Source organism: Kribbella deserti, from assembly GCF_042434725.1.
In the GTDB taxonomy this organism is placed as follows: domain Bacteria; phylum Actinomycetota; class Actinomycetes; order Propionibacteriales; family Kribbellaceae; genus Kribbella; species Kribbella deserti.
Window position 1 is genome coordinate 217,014 of the sequence record NZ_JBHLTC010000030.1, and the last position, 25,609, is coordinate 242,622.

A 25,609-nucleotide genomic window follows, 5' to 3' on the forward strand; every position below is an offset into this window, starting at 1 on the left:
CCCCCTCAAACTAGTTGGTGCCGCAAACTTAAGCGCCAAAGTCGGGTCGCGTCAACTAGTTTGCGATGCAAACCTTATAACCCGAAAGGAGGACCGGCCATGGCCGATCTCAGTACGAACAAGAAGGCGGCCAAGGGCAGGACAGGCGCTCCCGTCCGGCCGGGACACGCGATGCGCCGGGTCCGCCTGGCCTGCGGGCACCTCCAGCGCGACCGCATCGCCCACACCGGCGACCACGTCTGGTGCGAAGCCGGCTGCTCCAACTGGCTCCGCGTCGTCACCGTCGAGGAATAACCCTCCGGCACGCCGGTATCCCGTTCATCGGACCCTTGTTACGCGGCGAGTCGGCGTTCATCGGACCCTTGTTACGCGGCGCGTTGCCCTTCATCGGACCCTTGTTACGCGGCGCGTTGCCCTTCATCGGACCCTTGTGACCATGCCTCGGCGTGTCATCGGACCCTTCCGACCAACTGCCGGCCTGTCATCACCAGGGTGCGATCTGTCGCCCGCCGACCACCTCTTGGCGGACCCTTTGAGGTTGGTGCCTGCCTGGCTCTCATAAGGCCGGGTTCCTGGTTCGACTCCAGGCAGAGGGACTGTCCGCCGCCGTTGCCGACGAATGGCGCTGCGGTGGCATGGCGTCGGTCCGAATCCGCCCTCCCACGCGCCACCTGACCTTCGCGCTCCTCTACGAGCGCGGATTCGAACCGATGAATGCAGGGGCCGCGGCGTCGGCTGGATAGGTCGGTTAGCCCTTGGTCAGAAGGGTCCGATGAACGGCAACACGCCGCGTCAGAAGGGTCCGATGACACGCCGGGAGATGGCCACAAGGGTCCGATGAACGCCGACACGCCGCGTAACAAGGGTCCGATGAGCGGGATACCGGCGCGCCGGGGGGCGTCGGTATTTCGAGGGGGGACGAGGGAGGGAGGGGGTTAGTGAGGGTGGAGGAGTTTGTCGGGGTTTAGGAGGTTGGTGGGGTCGAAGGCGGTTTTGAGGCGGCGGTGGAGGGTTAGGGCTACTGGGCCTAGTTCTTGTTCTAGCCATTGGCGTTTCAGCTTGCCGATGCCGTGTTCGCCGGTGATGGTTCCGCCTAGGGCCAGGCCTAGTTCCATGACGGCGCCGAAGGCTTGGAGGGCTCGTTCTTCCGCGGCCGGGTTGTCGCGGTCGAAGACCACCGTGGGGTGCATGTTGCCGTCGCCGACGTGGCCCGGGCAGAAGATCTGGACGTCGTACTTGGTGGCGATGGCGGTGATGCCGTCGAGCAGGTCGACGAGGCGCTTGCGCGGTACGGCAACGTCGTCGACCAGCGTGGCGCCGAGTGGTTCGAGCGCCGGGTTGACCAGGCGACGGGCCTCCAGCAGCATGCGGGATTCCTCGGCGTCGGAGGCCTCGGCTACCTCGATGGCGCCGGCCTCCGTGCAGATGCGGGCCATTTCGGCGACGTCGTCCACCGCGCGGAGGCCTCGGTCGGACTGGGCGATCAGGAGGCTGCCCACGTTGGAGGGCAGGCCCATGTCGCGGTAGTTCTGGATCGCCCGGGCGGTCGCGCCGTCGAGGAACTCCAGCAGCGAAGGTTGCAGGCCCGCGGCCATGATGGCGGCGGCCGCGGCGAGACCTTGTTCGGCCGAGGTGAAGGTGGCTGCCGCGGTCAGGGCGGCCTCCGGCTCCGGGCGGAGCGCGAGGGTGGCCTCCGTGACCACGCCAAGCGTGCCTTCCGAACCCACGATCAGGCTGGTCAGGTCGTAGCCCGCCACGCCCTTCGCCGTACGGCGGCCCATCCGGACCACCTCGCCGGACGCGAGCACCACCTCGAGACCGCGGACGAAGTCGCCGGTGACGCCGTACTTCACGCAGCACAGGCCGCCCGCGTTGGTGGCGATGTTGCCGCCGATGGTGGACATCTCCCATGACGACGGATCCGGCGGATAGAACAGGCCCTTCGCCAGCACGGCCCGGGACAGGTCCGCGTTGATCACGCCGGGTTGTACGACGGCCACTTGGTCCTCGACGTCGATCTCGAGGATCTGGTTCATCCGGGACGTCGACAGCAGGATGCAGCCGTCGATCGCGTTGGCCGCGCCGGACAAACCGGTACGGGCGCCCTGCGTGACTACGGGAACACCGGCCTCGCCGGCGGCGCGTAGTACCTCCGAGACCTCGGCGGTCGAGGCCGGACGGACGAGCAGCAACGGCGTACCGGCGCTACAGAAAGTGGCGTGGTCGTTGCGATGGCTGTTCAGGATGTCGGGATCGGTGACAACGGCCTTGTCACCGATCGAGATGCGAAGGCGGTCGGCGAGCTGTTCGGCGGTCATATCTCATCCTGTTCGGCGAGCAGGCGCAGCACCAACTCGGCCCGGCGAACGCGTTCCCGGCCCAGCGCCTGCGCGGTCGCGGCGAGATGCGCGCCGACGGGATAGATGTTCGGGGCGTTGCGCAGACCCATCTTCAGATAGACCGGCGCGGCGATCCGAATCACCTCAGGTACGTCGTAGAACCGCACGCTGCCGCCCTGGTCGTCCGGCGCCTCCACGTACAGGTCGATCGGCACACTGGCCGACGCCCGGATCTCGGCGAGCGCGGACAACGGCAGATCCGTCGACACGTTCAGGCTGGTCGCGCCGGCGGCCTGGTAGAGCGCGGCGGTCGGGCCGTTCGTCAACGGCATCAGCACCGAGGTCTTCAGCACCAGGTCGTCCGGCAGATGGCCGGACTTCTTCAGATCGCCCAGTAGTTGCAGCACGCCCAGGTCGCCGACCAGCAGGCTGCGCACGCCGAGCTCGACTGCGCGGAAGGCATCACACAGCGACGCGGCAACCATCTCGTTGCCACGAGCAACCGATGCGACCGCCGCCGAAACCTTGGCCTGTCCGCCGATATCCCAACCGGATCGCGGCCCCAGGAACAGGCAGACCTCGACACCGTAATCGTTGCCCAGCTCCACCATCTCGGAGATCTCCGCGTCGGTCAGCATCATCACGCCGCTGCCCTGGGAGACCCGATGCACCGGCACATCCCGCTCGACCGCCTCGTCGAGTACGGCCTTGAACACCTCGGGCCCCTCGCAAGACGGGATCTCGATCCGGTACGGTGCCCCGCCGTGGAACCGCCCGGGCGCCGACGGCAGCGCGAACAGAACGGGATATCCCTGCTCCGCCAGGAGTTCACGCGCTTCGCGTAAGTTCACCAGTCCTCCAGATCGCCCAGGTCGTTCGTGATCGGCCGTTCCGGTCCCAGCACCTCGAAGCCCAGGCTAAGCAGTGGGCGCGTGACCATCAGCTCGTGCGGGTTCAGCGTGTCGCGAACGCGGGCCAACCGCAGCTCCGCCAGATCCCGCCGCCCACTCATCGCGACCGCGGCCACGATCGCCGCCGCGTCATCCGCCAGCACCATCGGCAACCGCGACCGCCGGGCTCCACCGGCGCCCGAGGTCAAGGCGTTCACGTACGACGCGCGCAGGTCAACCGAAGCCAGCAGCCGCATCGGGATGACGTCAGCCAGGCCAAGGCCCGAGGCGTTGCCGTGGGACGCCGCGCTGATCCGATGCACGGTGATCGCCGCGATCGAAGGCTTCTCGAACTCGGGAATTCCGTGCACCCAGCAACGACCGATGACGTTGGTGTCCATCCCGGTACCGGACTTGTCCTTGCCCATTTCATCGACCACCAGCACATCCAGCGAATCGAAAGGCAGTCGCCCGAGCAGGCTGGAAGCCTTTCCAAGCAAGACATTCTCCGCCTCGCCAGCGATGCCAGTGGGCATCACCAGCTCAACAAAAGCGGTCTCGTCGCGAGCATTCTCCACGATGGCGAGTCCGCCGATTATCTTGCCGTGCGCAACAACCATGCGAGCCACAGCGGCGATTGCCCCACCCAGCAAGGGAATTCCGCCCGCATGCAAGGCGGCAGCACCACGATGGTTACCGAGGCCAATCGCCGCGATCTTGGCCAGCCCACTCTCCACCGGCCCGTGGAAATCGGTGTGCGGCTTGATCCGATTGACCAGCAACACCCCGTCCGCCTGAGCGGCGATCGCGTCATGATGCACGGGTGTGCCGTCGGCCAGCGTGCCGAGCACCACCGTCTCCATGGTCGCCTCGATCGGGCAGCCCATCGACTCCTCGGTCACCCCGAGACCCGCCAGCATCTCCCGCTGTCCCTCGGCCGTGGCGCCACCGTGCGAGCCCATGGCCGGCACGATGAACGGCGCAGCTCCAGCCTCGCGCAACCAGTCGACGGCCGCCCGCAGTACGACGGTGAGATCGCGAATCCCCCGGCTTCCAGCGGTGACGGCGACCCGCGCGCCTGGCTCGACCCGCAACGGCGCCAGCGCGGCCCGGGCGGCGCCATACGGGTCGGGCTCGATCGGTAACTCCCCCAGCGGCGCGCGGACCGGCGTCACCAACGGCACCGGTCCCTCCGGCCGCAGGTCCCGAACGGCGGCGAACAGGTCGGACATCAGTGACTCTGCCGGCCGACGGCCGAGCCACTCCGGCCGACCAGGAAGTCGAGGTCGCAGCCTTCGTTGGCCTGCATCACGTGATCGGTGTAGAGCCGGACCCAACCGCGATCGCCCGCGGGCGTTGGCGCCTGCCAGTCGGCGCGGCGCTTCTCCAGCTCCTCGTCGGACACGTCCAGGTGCAATGTCCGCCCGGGCACGTCCAACTCGATCCAGTCGCCCGTTCGTACCAACGCCAGCGGCCCGCCCACGGCCGCCTCGGGCGCGACGTGCAGCACCACGGTCCCGTACGCCGTACCGCTCATGCGGGCGTCGGAGATCCGGACCATGTCGTCGACGCCTTGTTCGGCGAGCTTGCGGGGGATGGTCATGTTGCCGACCTCGGGCATACCCGGATATCCGCGTGGGCCGGCGTTCTGCAGTACCAGCACGGTGTCCGCGTCCACGTCGAGCTCCGGGTCGTCCACGGCCAGGTCATATTCCTCGATACTGCTGAAGACCAAGGCCCGTCCCCGGTGCTGCAGCAATCGTTCGGAGGCGGCCGACTGCTTCACGACGGCTCCGTCCGGCGCCAGGTTGCCCTTCAGTACGGCGGTACCCGCGCCGCTGCCAAGGGGATCGCCGACCGCACGGATGACGTCGGTATCGACGGTTCGTTCGGCCTTCGCGACGTTCTCGCCGATGCTCTTGCCCGTGACGGTGATCGCGTCGGCCTTGAGCAGCGGCAGGATCTCCCGCAGTACGGCCGGTAGACCGCCCGCGTAGTAGAAGTCCTCCATCAGGTAACGGCCCGACGGCTGCAGGTCCACCAGCCACGGCACCCCGCGGGCCCACTCGTCCATGTCGTCCAAGGTCAGGTCCACGCCCGCGCGGCCCGCGATCGCGAGCAGGTGGATCACCGCGTTGGTCGAACCACCGATCGCCGCGTTGGCCCGGACGGCGTTCGCGAAGGCGTCCCGGGTGAGGATGTCGCTCGGTTTGAGGTCTTCCTCGACCATCTGCACGATGCGCTGGCCGGCCTGCTGGGCGATCGCGTACCGCCGGGAGTCGACGGCCGGGATGGCGGCGGAACCGGGCAGCTGCAGACCGAGGGCTTCCGCCATACAGGCCATTGTCGAGGCCGTGCCCATCGTCATGCAGTGGCCGTTGCTGCGGGACATGCCCGATTCGGCGGCGGCGTAGTCCTCCTGGCTCATCCGGCCCGCGTTCACGTCCTGGGTGAACCGCCAGACCGCCGTACCGGAACCGATGTCGCAGCCGCGGAACTTGCCGTTGAGCATCGGGCCACCGGTCACCACCAGCGTGGGCAGATCGACGCTCGCGGCGCCCATGATCGAGCCAGGCGTGGTCTTGTCGCAGCCCGTCAGCAGGATCGTGCCGTCGATCGGATTACCGCGCAGCGACTCCTCGACGTCCATGCTGAGCAGGTTGCGGAACAGCATCGCGGTCGGCCGGAGCATGGTCTCGCCGAGCGACATCACCGGGAACTCCAGCGGGAATCCCCCGGCCTGCCAGACGCCACGCTTGACCGATTCAGCCAGCCGGCGCAGGTGCGCGTTGCACGGCGTCAGCTCCGACCAGGTGTTGCAGATGCCGATCACCGGCCGGCCGTCGAACACCTCGTCCGAGAAGCCCTGCGCGCGCATCCAGGACCGGTGGATGAACCCGTTGCGGTCCTTCTCGCCGAACCAGTGGTCGAAGCTCCGTCGGCCGATATGCCCTTCCGGCCGCCCCGGCTCCTCGCCGATCGGACGGCCGGTCTTGTCCGGCGTCGGCTCGCCCGAGCCCGAGCTGGGGACCCCGGGGACCGACGGCTGAGGGTCCTCGACGGCCGGGCGGTCTTGGTCGTCACTCATCGGTGCACCTCCGCAGTGCTGATCTCGCCGTTGATCCGGCGGCTGACGCCGAGCGGATTGGCATCCCGCAGTACGGCGGGCAGCAGGTCGTCCGGCGCGTCCTGGAACGCCACCGGCCGCTGGAACCGCCGGGCCGCGGTGACACCGACGCTGGTGTGGATCGAGCCGACGCTGGACGGGAACGGGCCACCGTGATGCTGCGCCCAGGAGACCGCGACACCGGTAGGCCAGCCGTTCCAGAGCACTCGCCCGGCCCTTGCCGTGAGCAACGGCAGCAGGTCCGCGGCCAGGTCTGCGTCGGACGCCTCGGCGTGAATGGTGGCAGTGAGGTTGCCCTCGAAGGCCTCGATCGCGGCCTTCAGCTCATCGATCGAGCCGTACTCGATGATGACCGAAGCGGGTCCGAAGCACTCCTCGAGGATTTCCTCCGGCGCGGCCAGGAGCTCGGTCACGGTGGTCTGCAGCAACGTCGCGCCCGGGCCTTCGCTGAGCACGCGAACCGCCTTGCGCAGCCGGGCCAGGCCGCTCGCGAAGCCGGAGGCGATCCGGTCGTTCAGCATCGGCGCCGCGGCGACGCCTCCAACGGCCTCGGTCAGCTGGTCCTCGAGGCCGTGGCCGTTCGGCAGCAGCAGGATGCCCGGCTTGGTGCAGAACTGCCCGACGCCGAGCGTGAACGAGCCGACGTAGCCCTTGGCGATATCGGCACCACGCGCGTCGATCGCGGCCTGGGTGACGATGACCGGGTTGAGGCTGCCGAGTTCGCCGTAGAACGGAATCGGCGTCGGCCGGGTGACCGCGATCTCGTGCAGCGCGCGACCAGCCGGCACCGAACCGGTGAAACCCGCCGCGGTGATGCGCGGGTCCTTGAGCGCCGCGATGCCGACGTCGTACCCCTCGACCAGCGCGAGCGCGCCGGCCGGGGCGCCTGCCTTGGTCAGCGCCTCGGCGAGCACGGCCGCGGTCCGCTGCGACAGCTCGGGGTGACCCGGGTGCGCCTTGACGACGACCGGGCAGCCCGCGGCCAGGGCCGAAGCGGTGTCACCGCCGCAAACACTGAACGCGAACGGGAAGTTGCTGGCAGCGAACACCAGTACCGGCCCGAGCGGTACGAGCACCCGGCGCAGGTCCGGCCGCGGTACGGGCTTGGCCGCCGGGTCCGCCGTGTCGATGACGACCTCCAGCAGCGAGCCTTCCGCCAGCGCGTCCGCGAACATGCGGAGCTGGCCGCTGCTGCGGGCCACCTCGCCACGCAGGCGAGCCTCAGGCAGGGACGACTCGCGCATGGCGATCGGCACCAGCTCATCCGCGGCGGCGTCCAGCGCGTCCGCGGCCGCGCGGATCCAGCCCGCGCGCTCAGCCGGCCCGGAGGCGGCCAAGGCAGGTGCGGCATCCCAGGCGGCGGCGAGGATCTGGTCGAGTTCGGCAGCGGTGGTGTCGGTCATTCTGCGTCCTTCAATTCGGGGCGAGCGGTTCCGGTGGCCAGGGTGGCAAATGCCTCTTTGCCCACTGCCACCGTATTCGTCAGCGTGCCGACCTCTTCGATCGAGATCGCCACCACGTCACCGGCCCACAGCGCGAAGTCCAGTTCGGGCACGATCCCGGTGCCCGTGGCCAGCACCACGCCGTCGGGAAAGTCGTTCGGTACGAACAGCACGTCGACCAGGTCGGCCAGCGGCCGAACCAGCTTGGCCGTCGAGGTCGTACCGGCGAACACCTCCGCGCCATCGCGCGTGATTCGCAGGTCGATCGTCAGGTTGGCCGGGTCCGCGACCTCCCAGACCGGGCGGATCCCCGTGGCCAGCGCGCAGCCTCCGGCGAAGACCTTCGCCTGCGGGATGTACAGCGGGTTCACGCCTTCGATCGACCGGGAGCTGACGTCGTTGCAGACGGTGAAACCCGCGATCTGGCCGTGACTGTTCGCGACCACCGCCAGTTCCGGTTCCGGTACGTCGTGGCCGGAGTCGACCCGGATGCCGATCGGCTCGCCATCCGTGACCACGCGCCAGGCCGGCGACTTGCCGAACAGCTCGGGCCGTTCCGCGGAGTAGACCCGGTCGTACACCGACTGCTCGGTGCTCTCCTCCATCCGGGCGCCACGCGAACGCTCGTACGTCACACCGGCACACCACACCTCGGCCCGCTCGTCGATCGGCGGCAAGAGCCGAACACCCGCGGCGTCGATCGCGTCGGACACCGTGCCGACGGCCGTTCGCAGTTCGTCGACGGAGAGCCGGAGCAACTCCGCCATCGAGCTGTAGCCCTCGATCGGTGCCACCGCGCCGTCAGCGAGTACGCCGACCCGCGGCTGTTCGCCCGGCGCTTGGAAGCGGACCAGATGCATGGAAATGCCTCTCTGTAGAAAACCGGTCACATCGACGTACCGAGCAGCCCCCGGGTGATCTGGAAGCCGACGTTGCCCGAGGCAACCGCACGCGGTACCTGGCGGCGGCTCGCCACCGCGGCCACCGTGCGCAACGCGACCTGCGCCTGCTCCAGACGCGTACCGGAGACCACCGCATCGAGGTCGTCGCCGTGCTTTCGGACCGTCGCCGGATCCGCGCTGAGCTGCACGACCGGGACGAACCGCTGAGCCGACAAGGTGCCTCCGGCAACATGCGCGAGGATCTGCTGCGCACCACCCGCGCCGAATCCGGTGGCCGTCTCCATCCAGTCCGTGCCGGGCATGCGCATCACGTGCCACCCGGATTCGACGAACCGCTGGCCGTGCGCGATGGTCGGGTCGACGGAATCCTCGCTACCAAAGGCATTCCGGCGGAACCGGTCGTTCGCCAGCAGGCTCCCCCGCGACGACAACATGACCGTGCCACCGGCACCAACGATGCTCGCGCCTACCAGCGCGAAGGCGTCGGCCGTGTCGTCGGTCAGTTCGCCCCGAGCCTCCAGCGCGACCGTGAGATCACCCAGGCCACCAGCGACCTCCACCGGCGCGGGCAATCCGAAGCGGCCGAACCACTCGCGCACCCGGCCGCCAACCGCCTCCAGACCGCCATCGGCCTGAATACTGGCCCATCCGAACCGCGCGGGATCGGCACCGGCCTCGACCAGTCGTGATCGGAAGTAGTCGTTGTGCGTCTTCTCGCAGCCGTGTTCCAGCAGCAAGGCCATGCGCACGTTCGGATGCAGCAGATACCCGACCATCGTGCGAGCGAAGGTCTGCTCGGACGCGCCACCACTCGAACCGCAGCCCTCGGTATGCGGCAACGCCACCAGCCGGGAAACGGCCTCCCCCGCCCACTTCTCGTTCTCGGCCTGCTCGGCCAACCGCAAGGCGATCTGCCCGGAGCAAAGGCTCGTCGGCAGGATCAGCCCGACCTGTTCCGGCGTACGACGGCCATCCGCGGCGAGCAGGGACAGCCCGATCGCCGGTGGCGTCGCGGTTCGACCTGGGACCGGCTTACCCGCGAGCGGCGCGTCGCGGTCGTCGATCGGCAGCTCCGCAAGCGGCAAGGGCCGACGGTCGATCGAAATGCCTTCGCGCGGGCCGGTTTGTTTCCAGTCGCGCCAGATCGACACCTGGCTGTGCCCGGCCCGTTCGCCCGCGCTCGGTTCGCCCGACGCCACCCGCACGGTGAGGTCGAACGTCTCGGCGGTCAACGTATCCATCGGCGTACCGGTCAGGTAGCGCCCGGCGTCCACGTCCATCTCGGCCTTGAGCAGCTCGTACCGCGGGGAGGTGGTGACGAACTTGATGGTCGGCACGAACGGGAAGTTCGTGATCGACCCGTTCCCGGTGGTGAAGAAGATCAGGTTGCAGCCGCTGCCGACCTGCCCGGCGACACTCTCCAGGTCGTTGCCCGGGCTGTCCATGAAGATGAACCCGGGCCCCGGCAAAGGCTCGGCGTAGTCGATGACGTGATCGAGCCGGACGTCCCGATCGAGCTTGCGGGCGGCGCCGACCGACTTCAGCACGATGTTGTAGAGGCCGCGATAGACGTTGCCGCCGGACGGATTGCCCTCGGCCGTGTGGCCGTGCCAGCCGACGCGTTCCTTGAACGACTGGATGGTCTGCAGGAATCGCCGGGCGGTCGCGACATCCCGCACGTTTTTGAGTACGTAGCCCTCAGCACCGATCAACTCGTCGGTCTCGGCGAGTACGGCGATGCCGCCGTGGCGGATCACCTCGCGGGCGACGGCACCGGACAGCGGGTTCGCGCTGATACCCGAGAAAGCGTCGGAACCACCGCACTGCAGGCCGATCCGCAGGTCCGTCAGCGGGACCTCGGTGCGCTGCTGCGCGAGCACCTGCGGAATCCACGGCTCGACCAGCGCTGCGGCGGCAGCCAGGTCGGCCTCGAAACCACCTGTGCGGGTGAAGAACGCGTGCGGCACCTGGAGCGACGGATAGCCCTGCTCCGCGATGAACTCGCGAATGTTGCTCCCGGCAACCACATCGTTCTCGGTGTCGACCACCAGAACCGCGCCAACGTTGGGATTCAGCAAGAAGCCGCTCAACGTGGCGAGCAGAAAGTGCAGGTTGTTCGGCCGGACGTCCTCGCCACCTTCGGTATGAGCGACCGGTACGACGGTGGGGCTGTTGCCCAGGCGACGAGCCAGTTCGGTGACGAAGGCACTGCTGCGCGAGCTGGTCGCCACCAGGACCACGTGGTTCCGCGTCCCGGCTGGGCCTTGCTCGCGCTTAAAGCCGAGGAACGTCCCGGGCCGCTCCACCGGGGACACCTGCCGGCCGAGTCGAAGGGCCGTCTCATCCAGTTCGTACGGGTCGAGCGGCACGTTGTCGGCGGACGGCTCCGACGGTAGGCCCGCCACCCCGCGGGAGGTGACGCTTGCCAGGCTGGACGGCGTACAGACGTAGTCACCGACGACCAGGTCTCGCCGCGCCCGGGCGAAAGGGGTCGACCAGGACAGCAGGGGCTCGTCCGCGGCGACCGGGCGGGCCACGAACCGATGGCCCTCCAGCACGGTGTGCGGCAGCGTCACCTGCTGGTCGCCAAAGTCGATCACCGTGCCGGCCTCGAGCCGCCGCGAGGCGATCGCGACGTTGTCACCGGGCTCGGGCAGCACGCCCACTTCGTCGAACCGCATACGCTTCCCCTCGAATCGTGCATGATGCATGATTACCGGCATCAGCCTGCCCAACCGGCGGGCCTGGGTCAAGGTGCGAGGGAGCAGATGACCGAGATCAGTCAGCAGGACCGGCGCCTGTCACGGCGGCAGATGCTGGCCGATGACGTCTACGAGGCCATCAAGGCGATGCTGATGGATCACGACATCCAGCCCGGCGCGCGGATCTCGATCGACGGCCTGGCCCGTGACTTCCAGGTGTCCTCCACGCCCGTACGTGAGGCGCTGGCCCGGCTGGAGTCGGAAGGACTGGCCGACAAGGAGCCACTCAAGGGGTACCGCGCGACACCCCTGCTCACGCTGGAGGAGTTCGAAGACCTCTACGCGTTCCGGCGACTACTGGAGCCGTGGGCCGCCCGGGAGGCCGCTGCGCGGATTGACGCGAGTGGTGCGGAACTCCTGCGGGCGGAACTGGCTACGGCAGTTAGTCCGACTTCGGTGGACTATGCCGGCTACAAGTCCCTGACCGCGCATGACAGCCGGTTCCATACGTTGATCGCGAGGCTGTCCGGTAGCGAGCAGGTCCGCCTTGCTTTCGAGCGGACCCACTGCCACCTGCACATCTTCCGGCTGCACTATGACCGGGCAACCGGGCCGGAAGTACTGGTCGAACACCGCCAGATCGTGGAGGCCATCGCCTCGGGCGATCCGGCTGCGGCCGAGCAGGCGATGCAGCGCCACCTCGACACCTCGATGGCCCTCCGCCTTCGCAAGATCTACGACCGCCCGGACCAGTCCACCGAACGTCCTAAGTAGGCGGCTAGGCGGTCGAGCGGGTTCGTGTCCGACGGGATCGGCCGCGCGGGCGCGAAGGAGGCGGCCGCGGATCGTTCGGCCTCGCCGTAGATCTCCCGGACGACAGGTAGCGCCAGTTCCGCGAGGTCACCGACAGTGTCGTGGGATTGTCCCGTGGCCTTGGCGAGGTCCCAGCCGTGCACGAGCAACTCGATCACCAACTGCTCGACCAGGCGTCGCCCGGGCGCAGGACCAAACCGCTGCTCGAGCAGGCCCGGACGGTTGAAGGCGGCCAAGGCCCGCCGCGAGGCGACCCGGAACGCCTCGACATGGTCATCGCCAAGATGGTCGGCGGTGAAGTCGGCGGGCGGAGCACCTTCGGCGAATCCACCCCAGAGCAGGTTCTCCCAGACCAGGTGGTTGAGCAGCGCCCGGACATCCCAGTCCGCGCAAGGTGTCGGCCGGTCGAACTCGTCGGGCTTCACCTTGCTGACTAGCAGCGTGACCGCCTCGACCACCCTTTCGCAGGCGGCGAGCACTCCGGCCGGCTCCCACGCGTCGCGCTTGTCGGCGTACAGCTCGTCGAGTCTGGCGGCCCTCGCACCTGGTTCGGGATTGGCCCTCAGCGCGGCGAGGAGCCAGGCGCCGGCGGCCGCCATACTCGGCCGAACGGGCCAGCCGTTGATGACGCACAACAGTTGCCAGTAGCGCTCGACCTTTTGATCGGCTGCCACTTCCAGCTGTTCGAGGAGCAGCTTCCGGCCCTGAAGGTCGTCCGTCACCGCGGTCGGCTGGGTGGGGATCCACGCGGCGACGATGGCGGTCACGATCGGATCGGCGGCCGGCGAGTCCGCCGCGATCCCCTCCGCCATGGCCGCGTTCACTGACGCGAGCCAGTCGTCGGTCACCTGCCGCGCTTCAGCCAGTACGGCGTCGTCGTGCTCGCCCGGGTGGTGCTCAGCGGCGTACTGGGCCATCCGGCGCAAGCCGTTGCGGAGGGCCGGGTCCTGGACGAGTTCGCCTAGTTCGATCCAGGCGTCGACCTGTTCGTCGGTGGGGTCGGCGGGAAGCTCCGGCGTGGCCGCGAGCAGGCCGCGCCGGTAGGTGGGTACGTCGAGTTCGGCCAGGGCCTCGGTGACGAAGTCGGCGATGATCTTGCGGCGTTCGGCGGCGGACATGCGGACCAGTTCGGTCATGCTGAGAATTCCCTCGGTGGTGGCGTCGCGGCTCAGGACGGAGCGCAGGACCGCCTGCTGCGAGCGCAGCGTGCGGATCTGTGCCTCCAGCGCGTCGACCTGCACCGCGGCGACCTCGGCCAAGGTGTGCTCACGATCGAGCACCTCCCGGATCTCGACCAGGCCGAGACCGAGCTCCCGCAGGGTCCGGGCAAGCTGCAGCCGGGCCAGGGCCTCGGTGCCGTAGCGGCGGTAACCGGCCTCGGTCCGTTCGGCCGGGCTCACGATGCCGCAGTCCGACCAATGCCGGATCAGCTTCACCGAGAGCCCGGTCCGGCGGGCGATCTCGCCGATACTCCACAAGGTGTCGTCGCCGACGCGCATAGCCGTCAGCCTCCGGTCTCCCACAGTGGGAGAGTCAAGCATCCCATCCCCTCGGGCTTCGTACCGGCCGCAGCACTCGGCCTGCCGACCGAGTGCTTGCCGGCTTCAGGCGGCCGGGGCGTCGCCGTGGTCGGGGATCTCGAGCTGCACGCCGCCCTGCAGCGCGGACTGGTGCGCGACGATGCCGGGCAGCGTGTAGCGGGCGGCCACCCACGCGTTGACCGGCGGAATCGTCCGGTCCGTGACCGCGCGGGCGAAGTCGTCGGCCAGGTAGTGGTGCGAACCGTCGTGCCCGTTGTGCAGCCCGGTGAACTCGGTGGGCAGCCGGCTGCGGTCGTGCACCGGCGCCAGGCCGGAGCGGAACGCGTCGCGCAGCGCCGGATCGACGTGCCGGATGTCCTCGTCGTCCAGACTGCCGCTCGGGGAGGTCTTGAGCAGGTCGGTGATGTCCTCGACGCCCTGCTTGGTCTGCCAGACGCTGGTCTCGGCAAGCTGCTCGAAACTGCCCTCGGTACCGAAGATGCGCAGGCGCGATTCCCGGATGTGCGAGGGATAACCGACCCGGCGCATCTCGTTGGTCCGCATCACGCCACCGTCGGCCAGCTTGAACAGAGCCGTGGCGTTGCTGAAGTCGTTGTCGAACTGACTGACCTCTTTGTCGAACACACCGTCGCCGCGGTCGTCCTTCACGCCGATACAGGACACGTGGGTCGCGTACTGCCCGGTGACCGACAGAACGTTGCCGACCGCGTGGGTCGGGTAGAGCATCGGCGGGAAGCTCGCGACCTCCTTCCACTTCTCGCCACCGCTGTACTGGTAGGCGGAGTAGAAGCCGAGGTCCATGTCGTGCACGTAGTCGCCCTCGGAGTAGAACACCCGGCCGAAGTCGCCCTTGGCCAGCCGCTCCCGGCAGTACACCGACGAGGGGTAGTAGAAGCTGGTCTCGCCCATCATGTACGTCAGGCCGGTCTCGCGAACCAGCTCGATGATGCGGGCGATCTGGTCCGCTTCGATGGCCATCGGCACGGTCGAGTACACGTGCTTACCGGCTTCGAGCGCCTGGATCGCCATCTCACCGTGCAGCCAGCGCTGGGTGAAGATCGCGACCGCGTCGACGTCCGAGTTCAGCATCTCCTCGAACGACTGGTACGTCGTGGAGATGCCGAATCGCGCGGCCATCTCGGCCATCCGGTCCGGCAGCACGTCGGTGAGCCGGACGTCGGTCACGTCGGGATGCGCCAGCCACAGGCGCAGGAACGAGGGGGCGAATTGGCCGGCGCCGACCAGGCCGATGCTGAAGCTCATACCCGAAAGGCAATCACACAAATCTCGACCAGGTAAGCACAAATCTCAACATGTGCACATGGCGGCTGGAACCGGCCTCGCGCGCGATCCGCCAGGCGGACCTGTCGGACCTGCCGGCCTCGCTGGCGGGACCGTCCGGCGGCCTTTGCAGCGAGAGGTTAGACCGTCATCAGGAGCTGGGACGAGTCGGCGGCGACGACCTCGAGCCGGCCGCCCTGCACCGCGCCGAACGCGCCGATCGGACCGCTGGCGGGCATTCCGCGCCCGTTGAGCCAGAACTTCCAGCCGTCCGGAGCCGGCGGCCAGGCCGGGTCGGGCGACCAGCCGATCGGCGGACGCCAGCGATCGGTGGGCGGAACGGGCCAGCTGGGTGGTGAGTTGAACTTGTGCACGGGCGGGCGCCTTTCGAGATCTCCCCCGAGATCCAGTGATCTGCTTCGACTGACTGATCAACGACCAGCCCTGTGTAAGGTCACGGTCAAATCTCGATCAGATCTCAAGCGTGCACAAGGGGTTTGAGCTAATGACACCGCTGCAACCTTCGGTTGAGCGGTGTCACCAGCGCGATCAGGGGTTGCAGGCGCCCTTCGCCGAGCCGAACGGGTAGTAGCCGGTCGGCCAGGTTTTGCCCGACTGGTTGAGCGGCGAACGGCCCAGGTAGTAGAACCAGATGTAGGCCATCTTGGCGTAACCACAGTTGTTCGGGTGGGCCTGATCCGCGAGGTCCTTCGCCGGCACCAGGTGCTGCGGTACGAACCGGACCATCGGGCCCTTCTTCTGCACCACTCCGGGAATCGCCGCGTTGTACGCCGACCGCTTGCTGGCCACACCCGCCTGTGACGACTTCATCGCGATCAGGCTGGCAACGTAGATCCGGGCCGTCGGCCGGGCCTTGCGGATCCGGTCGATCAGCAAGGACAGCCGCTGCGGCGCCTGGGCCATATTGTAGTCCTGCGCGAGATCGTTGGTGCCGATGTGCAGCAGGACCACGTCCGGCTTGTACAGCGCCATGTAGCGAGCGGCATTCGCCGACAGTTGGTCGATCCGCCAGCCGAGGTGACCCTCGTGGTTGTTGTCGCCCATGTGGCCGCTGCGCAGCGTGCCCATGAAGTTGGCCGCATAGCCAACGGTACGGAAGCGATTCCACAGATCGAGCCGGTAACCGACGTGCGTACTGCTGCCAACGCCGTAGGTGATCGAGTCACCCATCGGCATCACCTTCAACGCCCGCAACGCCGTCGTCCGCTGCGGCGCCTGCGCACCCTGCGGGGCTTGGGCGCTTTGGGGCGCTTGGGCGCCTTGCGGGGCTAGAGCGACTTGCGCAGCCTGAGGCGCCTCCGGGGCTTGGGCGGCTTGTGACGCTTGGATGTTCCGCGGCTTCGCGGCCTTCTGCTGTACGGCGAGAGGCGCTACGTCGGCTGCCACAAGGTCCGCCGGAATCTCGAACATGGGCAGCTCGGGCAACGCGTCCTCGGCAGCCCCAGCGGCCGGTACGGCGTACGCGGGCGGTCCACTTTGTTCGGGTTCGATGGCGGCGGCGGGAACTACGGTCGCGTGCAGGGCAGCAGCGAATCCGATCGCCGAGGCAAGACACAACCGGGCGATCCGGGCAGTACGCATATGTGCTTTTGTCTCCTCACTGAGGCGGCCTGGGCGGACCGCCAGAGGAACCCTAAACGCAACCCCCCGCTTACACCCAGTCGCCTACCCCACTACTCACAGGCCACACCGTCACCATCCCGATCCAGCTTCCGGCTGTATCCCGGATCGCCGGTGTAGAGCGGCGCCGCACCGGCCGCCCGGGCCGCCGCACAGTTGGCGTAGTACGCACTAGTACCGGTCGTCTCCTCCGGATCGGGCCGAACCGGCTGGGTCGACTTGCGCACCAGCGGCGCGGTCACCGTCACCGTGGCCCGGGGAAGGCGAACCGTCACGGGCGGAACCGCCTTCGGCTTCACTGTCACGGTCACCGTCGGACCGGCCGCCGTCACGGTTGCGGGCGGTACGGACGCCACCGGCGCCATCGGCACGGTTCGCTCGATCGTCACGGTCGGTGCTGGCCCGGCCTGATCTCCTGACGTGCCCCCATCGCCGCCGACGATCGCCGTACAGCCGCCCATCAGGATCAACGCCGCCGCGCCAAGGCCGGCCGCGAGCCGCCCGCGGCTGACCGATCCGTACAGGCCGGGCGGGCCGAGACTGCGCGCGCCCCTTTCGTTGAGCCAAAATCTCCAGCCCGACGGCGCCGGCGGCCAGGCCGGATCGGGCTGCCAGCCGCGCGGCGGGCGCCAGTCCGGTGTAGGTGGCGCGGGCCAATCGGGCGGTGAGTTGAAGCGATCCATGGTGTTGCCCCCTTTGCGGCTATATCCGGCCGACCTCACTGTCCGTTACTAACGATCGAGACACGGCAGCTCGCGACCCAGTGCGGCCGGCCAGGCCGGACTGCTTGTGGTGGAAGCCGATCCGGCCAGTCGGCAGCTGGACCTGAAGTTCCGCAACCAGCGCGGGGGGAACGTTCCCTTGACAGTGCTCGGAGGGGCGGCCACTCTCTCAGAGAGCGCTCTCTGAACCCTGCAGGAAAGGCGGCCCGATCCCGGGTCGCTGGATGCCGCCCGTCCTCTCCTGATTGGTGCCGCCATGTCCAGATCCAGACGGCTGTCCGCCATACCCGTCGCACTACTGCTGGCTTCCGCCTTCGTTGTCGCTCCTGGCGGCGACAACGCCCAGGCCGGCCCGCAAACCACCCAGTCCACTCAAGCCGCTCAAGGTCCTCAAGGTCCTCAAGCTGAGAGTGGGCCTCGAGCCACGCAAGCCTGTGACAGCACGAATGTCGCGCAGAACCGCCCCGCGACGGCCTCATCCATCGAGAACGGCGGCACCCCGGCCTCCGCGGCCGTAGACGGCAATCCCGGTACGAGATGGTCGAGCGCTTTCGCGGATCCCCAATGGCTGCAGGTGGATCTAGGTTCTACCCAGGCCATCTGCCAGGTAGTGCTGAGCTGGGAGTCGGCGTACGGCAGGGCCTTCGAGATCCGCGTGTCCGACAACGGCACGAGCTGGAGCACGATCTACTCGACCACCTCGAGCACGGGTGGCACACAAACGCTGGACGTCGCCGGCAGCGGCCGGTACCTGCGCATCCACGGCACTCAGCGGGCCACCAGCTGGGGCTATTCACTTTGGGAGGTGACCGTGCGGACCAGCGACGGCGGGCCCGGTCCGGTCGTACCGCCGACCGATCCGCGCAACCCGGACTTCGGGCCGAACGTGTACGTCTTCGGCCCGGGCACACCGCAGGCCGAGATGCAGAACCGGCTGAACATCATCTCCGCGCGACAGCACACCAACCAGTTCGGCTCCGAGCGCTACGCGACGCTTTTCCAGCCCGGCACGTACACCGCCGACGTGAACCTCGGCTTCTTCACCCAGGTCGCCGGGCTCGGCCTCTCGCCGGACGACGTCAACCTCCACGGCCACGTCCGGGTGGAGGCCGATTGGCTGCAGCAGGGCGACGACCCGAACAACCTCGGCAACGCCACCCAGAACTTCTGGCGCTCCGCCGAGAACCTGGCCGTCACCACCCCGCCCGGGCAGATCGAACGCTGGGCCGTCTCCCAGGCAGCGCCGTATCGCCGGATGCACCTGAAGGGCGCGCCGGAGATCCAGCTCTGGAACGGCGGCGACGGCTGGGCCAGCGGCGGGTTGTTCGCCGACACCAAGATCGACGGCCGGGTGGTCTCCGGCTCGCAGCAGCAGTGGTTCTCCCGGAACTCGGAGTTCGGCAGCTGGGCTGGATCGGTCTGGAACATGGTCTTCCTCGGGGTGAACGGCGCACCGCCGCCGCACTTCCCGAACCCGTCCCACACGGTGGTCGGCCAAACCCCGGTCGTTCGCGAGAAGCCGTTCCTCTACATCGACGCCACCGGCAGCTACCACGTCTTCGTTCCCGCTCTGCGTCAGAACACCTCCGGCACCAGTTGGTCGAACGGGCCCGCCGCAGGGTCTTCGATCTCGCTCAGCGAGTTCTACGTGGTCAAGCCCGGTGCTCCCGTCGCGACGATCAATGCCGCACTGGCACAGGGGAAACACCTCCTGCTCACTCCCGGCGTCTACCACCTCGACGACACGATTCGCGTGACTCGCGCCAACACCGTCGTACTCGGCCTGGGCCTGGCCACGTTGCAGCCTGACACCGGCATGGCGGCGCTCACGGTCGCCGACGTGGACGGGGTGAAGCTGGCCGGCTTCCTGGTCGACGCCGGACCGGTGAACTCGCCCGTGCTGATCGAGGTCGGTCCGGCCGGGTCGGCCGCGAACCACGCGGCGAACCCGACCTCGCTGCACGACGTGTTCGTCCGGATCGGCGGCGGGCCGCAGATCGGTAAGGCCACCGTCAGCCTGCGGGTGAACAGCAACAACGTCATCGGCGACCACCTGTGGCTGTGGCGCGCGGATCACGGCAGCGCCGTCGGCTGGGACGTCAACACCGCCGCGACCGGATTGGTTGTCAACGGCAACGACGTGACGATGTACGGGCTGTTCGTCGAGCACTACCAGCAATACGAGACGCTCTGGAACGGCAACGGCGGCCGGACGTACTTCTACCAGAACGAGATGCCGTACGACGTGCCGAACCAGGCGGGTTGGAGCAGCGGCCCGGGCGCCCTCGGGTGGGCCGCGTACAAGGTGGCGGACAGCGTCTCGACCCATCAGGCCTGGGGCGTCGGCGTTTACTCGTTCTTCCAGACGAACCCGTCGATCGTCGCCAGCCGCGGTTTCGAGGTACCGGACAAACCCGGCGTGCGCTTCCACAACCTGCTCACGGTGTCGCTCGGCGGCGTCGGCACGATCAACCGCATCATCAACAACACTGGTGGTACGTCGAACACCGCTACCCAGGTGAACTACCTGCCTAGTTACCCCTGATGTGTTCGGGCTTGGGCGGCTGTTTCGGCGGCCGCCTGAGCCCGACCATTCGACCAGGGTCGTAGGGCCTGGCGGGAGCCGTTTCAACGTTGTAGGACTGGTCTTCCCCGCATTGCTGAGAGGACCCGCCCTATGTCCCGATTCCGCCGGGTAGTGGCAGCACTGACATTGCTGCTCGCAGCTACCCCAGCCACCAGCAACGCCGTACCGGCGCCAGAAGCACCTCAGACCGTTGTGAACAACTTCCGGAACCCACTGAACACCAGCGCGGATCCGTCGGTCATGTACCACCAAGGCAGCTACTACGTCGCTACGACGCGGGGAGACCGCATCGGCATCTGGCGCTCGCCCAGCCTCGCGACACTGCTCAACGCGCCTGAAGAGGTTGTATGGCGTGACAGCGATCCGAGCCGCAATACCCAGATGTGGGCGCCGGCGTTCCGTCACGTCGGCTCACGCTGGTACATCTACTACACCGCCTCGGACGGCGTGGACGCCAACCACCGAATGTACGTGCTCGAATCGGCCGGCGACGACCCTATGGGCCCGTACTCGTTCAAGGCCAAGATCGCCGACTTCGGCCAGTACGCGATCGACGGCGAGCCCATTACGCACAACGGCCAGGACTACTTCGTCTGGACCGGCCCGGGCCGTGGACAGGGTGGACCGGCTCAGCTCTACATAGCCCGGATGACCAACCCCTGGACCACCACGGGCGCCCGGGTGGCGATTCCGGCCAGTGGCGGTTGTACCGAGGTTCGGGAAGGGCCGACGCCGCTGTACCGCAACGGCCGGACGTTCCTGACGTACTCGACCTGCGACACCGGTAAGCCCGACTACCAGCTCTGGATGAAGAGCATCGCGAACGGGGCCGACCCGATGGTGGCGGCCAACTGGACGCAGCACGCCGGACCGGTGTTCTCCCGCAACGACGCGACGGGCGTGTGGGGTCCCGGGCACCACTCGTTCTTCACCTCGCCGGACGGCACCGAGGACTGGATCGCCTACCACGGCAAGAACACCAGCACCTACACGTACGCCTTCCGCACCACCCGGGCCCAGCGCTTCACCTGGAACGCGGACGGCACGCCGAACTTCGGCCGTCCCCTCGCGGCCGGCGCCACCCAGACCTTGCCGTCGGGTGATCCCGGCGCCGCGACGCGCTGGATCAACGACACCGACACCGGCACGGGCCTGTGGCAGGTGGAGTACGCCGGGGCCTGGCAGTCCGGTTCGGGCTGTGGCACCCAGTGCTTCTGGGGCAACGACCATTGGAGCGGCGTGACCAACGCGACGGCGACGATCCGGTTCAACGGCACGCAGGTGGGCCTGCTCAGCGTGCGCGACCGGGGTAACGGCATCGCCGCCATCTCGATCGACGGTGGCCCCGAGCAACGGGTCGACTTCCACAGCGATATCCGGGTCGGCGAGGAGCTGAACTACCTCAGCCCGGTGCTGCCGCCGGGTCCGCACACGCTCACCGTCCGTGTCACCGGCGAGCGCAATCCGAGTTCCAGCTCCACCGTGATCAGCATGGACCGGGTCGAGGTCTACGGAGCGAACTGAGCCGGATGAGGAGGGCGCTGCCTGTTGTCGACGGCACCTGGGACAATGCCCGGGTGCCCGAGACGACGAGCAACGCCCTCCTCACCGCCCAGGCCGGCTTGTGGCGGCAGATCCTGGCACATCCGTTCGTCACCAAGACCTCGGCCGGCACCCTGCCCGCGGCGACTTTCGACCGCTGGCTGATCGAGGACCACTACTTCGTCCGGACCTTCCGGGTCTTCCTGGACGAGCTCACCCAGGTGGCGCCGAGCGACGAGGCCCGCGCCGTGCTCGCCGGTGGCCTGGCCGCCCTGGAGCCCGAGTTGGCCCTCTTCGAGCGGGAGGCCGCCACCCGTGGCTTGAACCTCGACGTCGAGCCATCTCCGATCAACCTGGGCTACTCGTCGTACCTGCTGGCATCCGTGCGGGACGGCTGGCCCGTCGGCATCACCGTGCTGTACGGCGTCGAGAAGGCCTACTACGACGCGTGGGCCTCGGTCCGCGACACCACCGGCGCCGAGACGCCGTACGCGGGTTTCATCGCGAACTGGTCCTCCCCCGACTTCGCGGCGTACGTCGCTGACCTGGCGGGCCTGGTCGACCAGGTGGAACCGACGCCCGCGATGCACCAGGCGTTCGGGCGGGTGGCGCGGTTCGAACTGGCCTTCTGGGACCTGGTGCACGAATGAGGTTCTTCTTCGGCAAGGCGCTGCCGATCTTCGTGGCGGCCGTCGCGGTAGCCGTGTTCGGGGCGTACTCGGGCTACGTCGCGTCGGAGCTGCTGCCTGCCCTCCCGCGCGCGGGCTCGCCGAACGATCCGGACCAGGCGAACTCGACGCCCCCGCAGCTCGGCATCATTCGCAAGGCCCCGATTCCGAACGACAAACCGGCTCTGAATCCGAAGCACCTCGACTACCGGCCGGTGGACTTCAAGCTGCGCACCAAACCGAACCCGTCCGTCGAGGTCGCGCTGTCGGTGCCACGCGGCTGGACCTTCCGCGCGTATCCGAAGGAGCCGCAGCAGATCCGCTACCTCGATCCCACCCTGGAGCGGGGGCTGCGGATCGAGTCCGGCTTCACCCCGCTGCGGCGGCCCAATGAACTGATGGACTCCCATATCGCCGAACTGGTCAGCAGCCAGCCACCCGAGAACGACCTGCAGGTCAAGTCCCGGTCGTCCAGTACGGTGATCGACGACCAGGGCAACGCCCGCGCGGTTTCGACCCTGGTCTACACCTACGTGCCGTCCCAGACCCTGCGCTTTGTGGCGGTTCGCTGGGTCGCGCTCGACGGCGACAAGGCGGACGTCGAGATGACCGTGAACGGCCTGCCCCAGGACGAGCGGGCCCTGACCGCCATTCTCGACGTGGCCAGCCGCACGGTGACCCGCTCCCCGTTGCCGAACTGACGAAGCGGTCTTCGAACTTATCGGCGGGTTACGGTGTCAAACATCCGGACTGGGGATCGGAGGTGTGTGTTGGGCGCTATGCGAACAGCGGCAGCGGTGCTCGGCATCATGGTGCTCGGCGGTGGCAGTGGTTACGCCGCCGCCCACTTCACGCTGCCCGAAGATCGATCGGCGGCCGGCCGGCGCCCGCAGGCCTCGGCGCCGGTCACACCGACCCCGACTCCGACCCCGACTCCGGCGCCGAGCAGCCCGCGCACCAGATACCCGATCGTCCCGCCGAAGATGCCCGCGCTGGAGCTCGATGACATCGTCTTCGTCGGGCGCCGGGTCACTCTCACCGGCGAGCTGGAATCGTCGGTCTCACTCGAGGTGCCCAGGGGCTGGGGGGAGACCATTCAGGCCGAAGGCGACGTCGCGCGATTCACCAAGCCCGGTCCGGACCCCCGGTTCATCCGGGTCCAGGCCGGCTTCCACCTGGTCGAAACTCCCCTGAGCCGGGCTACCCGGGCGCGCCGCGAGGTGATCGACTCCCTGACGTACGAGAACGATCCCAAGTTCGACGAGTTGGTCAGCGGTTCGATGACCGGCGTAGACGGGGTGAAGCGCAGTTACCAGGACTTCCGCTACAGCTACATCTCAAAGGAACAGGGACTCAAGCTCGTCATCCTCCGGCACCTCGCCTTCGAGGGCAATCCGAACACGGCGGTCGTGATGGCCGTGGCCGGTATGCCGAAGGACGAGAAGGCCCTTGCCGCAGTGCTCAACCGGGCCACCAAGACGGTTGCCCGCAGCAACTGAGTTCGGGATGCAACCTTAGGGTCGGGCCGCGGCGTCAATGGTGTGCACGGCCGAGTGGCCGCCGCTGGATCCGGCCACGCTGACCTTTCACCGTAAGTGCTGGGGTGTTAAGCCGAGCCCGGGTCACTGCTGCGAGCAACCTCTCCGGTCGCCAGTCGACCAGCCAGGCCGCCCTGGCCAAGCAGCGGGCCCTGCGCGGTACGCCTGGGCTGAAGGTCATCTCGCGTGTGTCCACGACGGTCCGGTCCGATCTGCCGAACCACACGGTGATGGCGGTCAGCACGCTGACCTACCCCTACCGCGACGGTGCCGGCGCGACGCGCTACGTGACCACCCGCTACGTCGCGCCGTACGAGCGGGGCACGGCCAATCACGCGTACCTCGAGATGACCGCGGCCGGGCGGCCGAAGGACAAGGCGGGCCTGCACTCGTTGCTCACCCGGGCCACCCGAACGGTTGCGCTGGCGGGCTGACCAGCTGCCCGGTCAAGCCTTGGCCAGGCTTCGGTCAGGCCTGGGTGAGGACGTAGGTGTGGGTCGGGGTGGGCTGGTCGTGCGGCGCGTCGGCGGACAGCCGCTGGGCGGTGAAACCGACCGCCGCGCTGACCAGCCACAGCACCAGGGCCCCGACCAGCCAGCGGCGGCGACGCCGACGGCGGTCCCGGCGCTCGACCAGAGCGTCGGGCCAACTGGGCTTCTTCTCGGCTTGACCGGCCGTGGCATCGACGAGAGCCGCGGGCTGAGCGGCCTCGTCGGCGGCGCCGGGCTTGCCGGTCTCGTCGGGTTTGGCGGTCTCATCGGGTTTGGCGGCTTTGCCCGTCTGATCGGTCTTGTCCGACTTGTCGGCGTCGGCCGGTGCAGAGGGCTCGCCGACCTCCGGGACCGGCGTGGTGGCCCCTGCAGTGGTCGCCGTGGTGGCCGCTGTGTCGGTCGGCGGCTTCGGCTTCGTCGTGGCATTGGCGGAGCCGCCCGCAACGGTCGGCGAGGCCAGGGTCTTGGGGTCACCCTCAACGGTCGGGGCCGCGGCCACCGTGCCGGGTACGAAGCCGCGGGTGGTCTCGTTCAGCCCGCCGACCAGCTCGCGGGTGAAGGTCTCGAGATCGGGCCAGCGCCTCTCCCGGTTCGGGTCGAGCGCTCGCACGATGGCGTCGTCGATCCGGTCCGGTACGGCGATGCCGAGGCTGCTCGGCGGCGCGGGCGCTTCGACCCGGCCGGCGGCGCCGAGGCCGTCCACCTGGTGCGGGGAACGACCGGTGAGCGCGGCATACGCGACGGCACCGAGCGAGTACTGGTCGGCGCGCTCGTCGAGGCGCTCGCCCATCGCCTGCTCGGGAGCGACGTACGACGGGGTGCCGCCCGGCATAGTGATCCGCGACACCTCGTCCAGGGCCTTACCGAGGCCCAGGTCGGACAGCACGGCCCGCTCGCCGTCGTCCGTACTGCGGAACAAAACGTTGGCGGGTTTCACGTCACGGTGCAGCAGGCCGCGCCGGTGCAGGGCCTGCAGGCCCCGGCCGACCTGCACGATCACGCCTACGGCGGCCTCCGGGCCCAGCGGCGCCTGCTTGAGGCGCTCGGCCAGCGTGCCGCGGTCGGCATACGTGAGGACCAGGAAGGGGCGGCCGTCCTCGAGCTCGCCCACGTCGTGGACCTGCATGACGTGCTCGGACTCGACCCGGCGCAGGAAGCGGCCCTCCTCCAGGAAGCGCCGCCGCACGGTGTCGTCGTGGGCCCAGTTGTCCGCCAGGACCTTGACCGCGACCTCGGCGTCAAGCTGTTCGTCATAGGCCAGCCACACCGTGGCGAACCCGCCTGAGCCCAGGCGGCGTCGCACGGCGTACCGGCCGAGCCTGATCGGAACCCCCATGCAGGGCATTATGGAGTACTGGAGGCCCACAACCTGTGGGCGGGATG

At 68.4% G+C, this 25,609-nt stretch carries 21 protein-coding genes; 8 read left to right on the forward strand and 13 right to left on the reverse strand.

The features are described from left to right. The first annotated feature begins 99 nt into the window (after positions 1 to 99). Positions 100 to 294 (forward strand): hypothetical protein, encoded by a 195-nt coding sequence (locus ACFFGN_RS23720; protein ID WP_380051400.1) that lies wholly within the window; start codon positions 100 to 102, stop codon positions 292 to 294. Positions 295 to 935: 641 nt separating this feature from the next. Here ACFFGN_RS23720 and ACFFGN_RS23725 read toward each other — a convergent pair. The 7 genes from ACFFGN_RS23725 to ACFFGN_RS23755 are packed head-to-tail and all read right to left on the reverse strand — an operon-like array spanning position 936 to position 11,381. Then, positions 936 to 2,318: an FAD-binding oxidoreductase gene (locus tag ACFFGN_RS23725; protein ID WP_380051402.1), complete on the reverse strand. Its 1,383-nt coding sequence runs from the start codon at positions 2,316 to 2,318 to the stop codon at positions 936 to 938. Continuing rightward, positions 2,315 to 3,190: a U32 family peptidase gene (locus ACFFGN_RS23730; RefSeq protein WP_380051404.1), complete on the reverse strand. Its 876-nt coding sequence runs from the start codon at positions 3,188 to 3,190 to the stop codon at positions 2,315 to 2,317. The genes ACFFGN_RS23725 and ACFFGN_RS23730 overlap by 4 nt, the downstream gene beginning before the upstream one ends. Continuing rightward, positions 3,187 to 4,461, reverse strand: coding sequence for a nickel pincer cofactor-dependent isomerase, group 22 (locus ACFFGN_RS23735; RefSeq protein ID WP_380051406.1), 1,275 nt, complete (start codon positions 4,459 to 4,461; stop codon positions 3,187 to 3,189). The genes ACFFGN_RS23730 and ACFFGN_RS23735 overlap by 4 nt, the downstream gene beginning before the upstream one ends. Further along, positions 4,461 to 6,317 carry an IlvD/Edd family dehydratase gene (locus ACFFGN_RS23740; RefSeq protein WP_380051408.1) on the reverse strand — a complete coding sequence of 619 codons (1,857 nt, stop codon included), beginning with the start codon at positions 6,315 to 6,317 and terminating at the stop codon, positions 4,461 to 4,463. Before ACFFGN_RS23740 ends, ACFFGN_RS23735 begins: the two co-directional genes overlap by 1 nt. Further along, the gene (locus tag ACFFGN_RS23745; protein ID WP_380051410.1) at positions 6,314 to 7,759 is read right to left on the reverse strand and encodes an aldehyde dehydrogenase (NADP(+)); all 1,446 of its coding nucleotides are present in this window, start codon (positions 7,757 to 7,759) and stop codon (positions 6,314 to 6,316) included. Before ACFFGN_RS23745 ends, ACFFGN_RS23740 begins: the two co-directional genes overlap by 4 nt. Beyond that, complete coding sequence (locus ACFFGN_RS23750; RefSeq protein ID WP_380051412.1) at positions 7,756 to 8,658, reverse strand: fumarylacetoacetate hydrolase family protein; 903 nt, start codon at positions 8,656 to 8,658, stop codon at positions 7,756 to 7,758. The genes ACFFGN_RS23745 and ACFFGN_RS23750 overlap by 4 nt, the downstream gene beginning before the upstream one ends. Positions 8,659 to 8,684: 26 nt before the next feature. Beyond that, a complete protein-coding gene (locus ACFFGN_RS23755; protein WP_380051414.1) occupies positions 8,685 to 11,381 on the reverse strand; it encodes a UxaA family hydrolase in 2,697 nt (898 codons plus the stop codon). 87 nt (positions 11,382 to 11,468) lie between these two features. Here ACFFGN_RS23755 and ACFFGN_RS23760 point away from each other — a divergent pair, with 87 nt between their 5' ends. Then, positions 11,469 to 12,176 carry a GntR family transcriptional regulator gene (locus tag ACFFGN_RS23760; RefSeq protein WP_380051416.1) on the forward strand — a complete coding sequence of 236 codons (708 nt, stop codon included), beginning with the start codon at positions 11,469 to 11,471 and terminating at the stop codon, positions 12,174 to 12,176. On the opposite strand, the gene ACFFGN_RS23765 is transcribed toward ACFFGN_RS23760, so the two are convergent. The 5 genes from ACFFGN_RS23765 to ACFFGN_RS23785 all read right to left on the reverse strand — a co-directional run bounded on the left by ACFFGN_RS23765 (position 12,137) and on the right by ACFFGN_RS23785 (position 17,361). Next, complete coding sequence (locus ACFFGN_RS23765) at positions 12,137 to 13,714, reverse strand: TIGR03086 family metal-binding protein (protein ID WP_380051418.1); 1,578 nt, start codon at positions 13,712 to 13,714, stop codon at positions 12,137 to 12,139. The two genes, ACFFGN_RS23760 and ACFFGN_RS23765, sit on opposite strands and share 40 nt — an antisense overlap. A gap of 105 nt (positions 13,715 to 13,819) precedes the next feature. Beyond that, positions 13,820 to 15,019, reverse strand: coding sequence for a Gfo/Idh/MocA family protein (locus ACFFGN_RS23770; RefSeq protein WP_380051420.1), 1,200 nt, complete (start codon positions 15,017 to 15,019; stop codon positions 13,820 to 13,822). A 158-nt stretch (positions 15,020 to 15,177) separates the two neighbouring features. Next, positions 15,178 to 15,411 carry a hypothetical protein gene (locus tag ACFFGN_RS23775; RefSeq protein WP_380051422.1) on the reverse strand — a complete coding sequence of 78 codons (234 nt, stop codon included), beginning with the start codon at positions 15,409 to 15,411 and terminating at the stop codon, positions 15,178 to 15,180. A 175-nt stretch (positions 15,412 to 15,586) separates the two neighbouring features. After that, positions 15,587 to 16,639 (reverse strand): SGNH/GDSL hydrolase family protein, encoded by a 1,053-nt coding sequence (locus ACFFGN_RS23780; RefSeq protein WP_380051424.1) that lies wholly within the window; start codon positions 16,637 to 16,639, stop codon positions 15,587 to 15,589. 92 nt (positions 16,640 to 16,731) lie between these two features. After that, positions 16,732 to 17,361 (reverse strand): excalibur calcium-binding domain-containing protein, encoded by a 630-nt coding sequence (locus tag ACFFGN_RS23785; RefSeq protein ID WP_380051426.1) that lies wholly within the window; start codon positions 17,359 to 17,361, stop codon positions 16,732 to 16,734. A 295-nt stretch (positions 17,362 to 17,656) separates the two neighbouring features. On the opposite strand from ACFFGN_RS23785, the gene ACFFGN_RS23790 reads away from it, so the two are divergent. The 6 genes from ACFFGN_RS23790 to ACFFGN_RS23815 all read left to right on the forward strand — a co-directional run bounded on the left by ACFFGN_RS23790 (position 17,657) and on the right by ACFFGN_RS23815 (position 24,169). Further along, on the forward strand, positions 17,657 to 19,945 hold the full coding sequence (locus ACFFGN_RS23790; protein ID WP_380051428.1) for a pectate lyase-like domain-containing protein: 2,289 nt from the start codon (positions 17,657 to 17,659) through the stop codon (positions 19,943 to 19,945). 132 nt (positions 19,946 to 20,077) lie between these two features. Then, positions 20,078 to 21,511 carry a family 43 glycosylhydrolase gene (locus tag ACFFGN_RS23795; protein WP_380051430.1) on the forward strand — a complete coding sequence of 478 codons (1,434 nt, stop codon included), beginning with the start codon at positions 20,078 to 20,080 and terminating at the stop codon, positions 21,509 to 21,511. 5 nt (positions 21,512 to 21,516) lie between these two features. Continuing rightward, entirely contained in the window at positions 21,517 to 22,179 is a 663-nt protein-coding gene (locus ACFFGN_RS23800) for a TenA family protein (protein ID WP_380051432.1), read from the forward strand. After that, positions 22,176 to 22,898, forward strand: a complete 723-nt coding sequence (locus ACFFGN_RS23805) for a hypothetical protein (RefSeq protein ID WP_380051434.1) — start codon at positions 22,176 to 22,178, stop codon at positions 22,896 to 22,898. Before ACFFGN_RS23800 ends, ACFFGN_RS23805 begins: the two co-directional genes overlap by 4 nt. A gap of 78 nt (positions 22,899 to 22,976) precedes the next feature. Continuing rightward, positions 22,977 to 23,696 (forward strand): hypothetical protein, encoded by a 720-nt coding sequence (locus tag ACFFGN_RS23810; RefSeq protein ID WP_380051436.1) that lies wholly within the window; start codon positions 22,977 to 22,979, stop codon positions 23,694 to 23,696. Between the two features lie 104 nt (positions 23,697 to 23,800). After that, a complete protein-coding gene (locus ACFFGN_RS23815) occupies positions 23,801 to 24,169 on the forward strand; it encodes a hypothetical protein (RefSeq protein ID WP_380051438.1) in 369 nt (122 codons plus the stop codon). Positions 24,170 to 24,203: 34 nt separating this feature from the next. On the opposite strand, the gene ACFFGN_RS23820 is transcribed toward ACFFGN_RS23815, so the two are convergent. After that, complete coding sequence (locus ACFFGN_RS23820; RefSeq protein ID WP_380051440.1) at positions 24,204 to 25,562, reverse strand: serine/threonine-protein kinase; 1,359 nt, start codon at positions 25,560 to 25,562, stop codon at positions 24,204 to 24,206. Positions 25,563 to 25,609 lie beyond the last annotated feature (47 nt).

Coding starts and splice junctions, on each gene's coding strand:
- ACFFGN_RS23720 (WP_380051400.1), top strand. CDS start 100: ATGGCCGATCTCAGTACGAACAAGAAGGCGGCCAAGGGCAGGACAGGC.
- ACFFGN_RS23725 (WP_380051402.1), bottom strand. CDS start 2,318: ATGACCGCCGAACAGCTCGCCGACCGCCTTCGCATCTCGATCGGTGAC.
- ACFFGN_RS23735 (WP_380051406.1), bottom strand. CDS start 4,461: ATGTCCGACCTGTTCGCCGCCGTTCGGGACCTGCGGCCGGAGGGACCG.
- ACFFGN_RS23740 (WP_380051408.1), bottom strand. CDS start 6,317: ATGAGTGACGACCAAGACCGCCCGGCCGTCGAGGACCCTCAGCCGTCG.
- ACFFGN_RS23745 (WP_380051410.1), bottom strand. CDS start 7,759: ATGACCGACACCACCGCTGCCGAACTCGACCAGATCCTCGCCGCCGCC.
- ACFFGN_RS23750 (WP_380051412.1), bottom strand. CDS start 8,658: ATGCATCTGGTCCGCTTCCAAGCGCCGGGCGAACAGCCGCGGGTCGGC.
- ACFFGN_RS23755 (WP_380051414.1), bottom strand. CDS start 11,381: ATGCGGTTCGACGAAGTGGGCGTGCTGCCCGAGCCCGGTGACAACGTC.
- ACFFGN_RS23760 (WP_380051416.1), top strand. CDS start 11,469: ATGACCGAGATCAGTCAGCAGGACCGGCGCCTGTCACGGCGGCAGATG.
- ACFFGN_RS23765 (WP_380051418.1), bottom strand. CDS start 13,714: ATGCGCGTCGGCGACGACACCTTGTGGAGTATCGGCGAGATCGCCCGC.
- ACFFGN_RS23770 (WP_380051420.1), bottom strand. CDS start 15,019: ATGAGCTTCAGCATCGGCCTGGTCGGCGCCGGCCAATTCGCCCCCTCG.
- ACFFGN_RS23780 (WP_380051424.1), bottom strand. CDS start 16,639: ATGCGTACTGCCCGGATCGCCCGGTTGTGTCTTGCCTCGGCGATCGGA.
- ACFFGN_RS23785 (WP_380051426.1), bottom strand. CDS start 17,361: ATGGATCGCTTCAACTCACCGCCCGATTGGCCCGCGCCACCTACACCG.
- ACFFGN_RS23790 (WP_380051428.1), top strand. CDS start 17,657: ATGTCCAGATCCAGACGGCTGTCCGCCATACCCGTCGCACTACTGCTG.
- ACFFGN_RS23795 (WP_380051430.1), top strand. CDS start 20,078: ATGTCCCGATTCCGCCGGGTAGTGGCAGCACTGACATTGCTGCTCGCA.
- ACFFGN_RS23800 (WP_380051432.1), top strand. CDS start 21,517: ATGAGGAGGGCGCTGCCTGTTGTCGACGGCACCTGGGACAATGCCCGG.
- ACFFGN_RS23805 (WP_380051434.1), top strand. CDS start 22,176: ATGAGGTTCTTCTTCGGCAAGGCGCTGCCGATCTTCGTGGCGGCCGTC.
- ACFFGN_RS23810 (WP_380051436.1), top strand. CDS start 22,977: ATGCGAACAGCGGCAGCGGTGCTCGGCATCATGGTGCTCGGCGGTGGC.
- ACFFGN_RS23820 (WP_380051440.1), bottom strand. CDS start 25,562: ATGGGGGTTCCGATCAGGCTCGGCCGGTACGCCGTGCGACGCCGCCTG.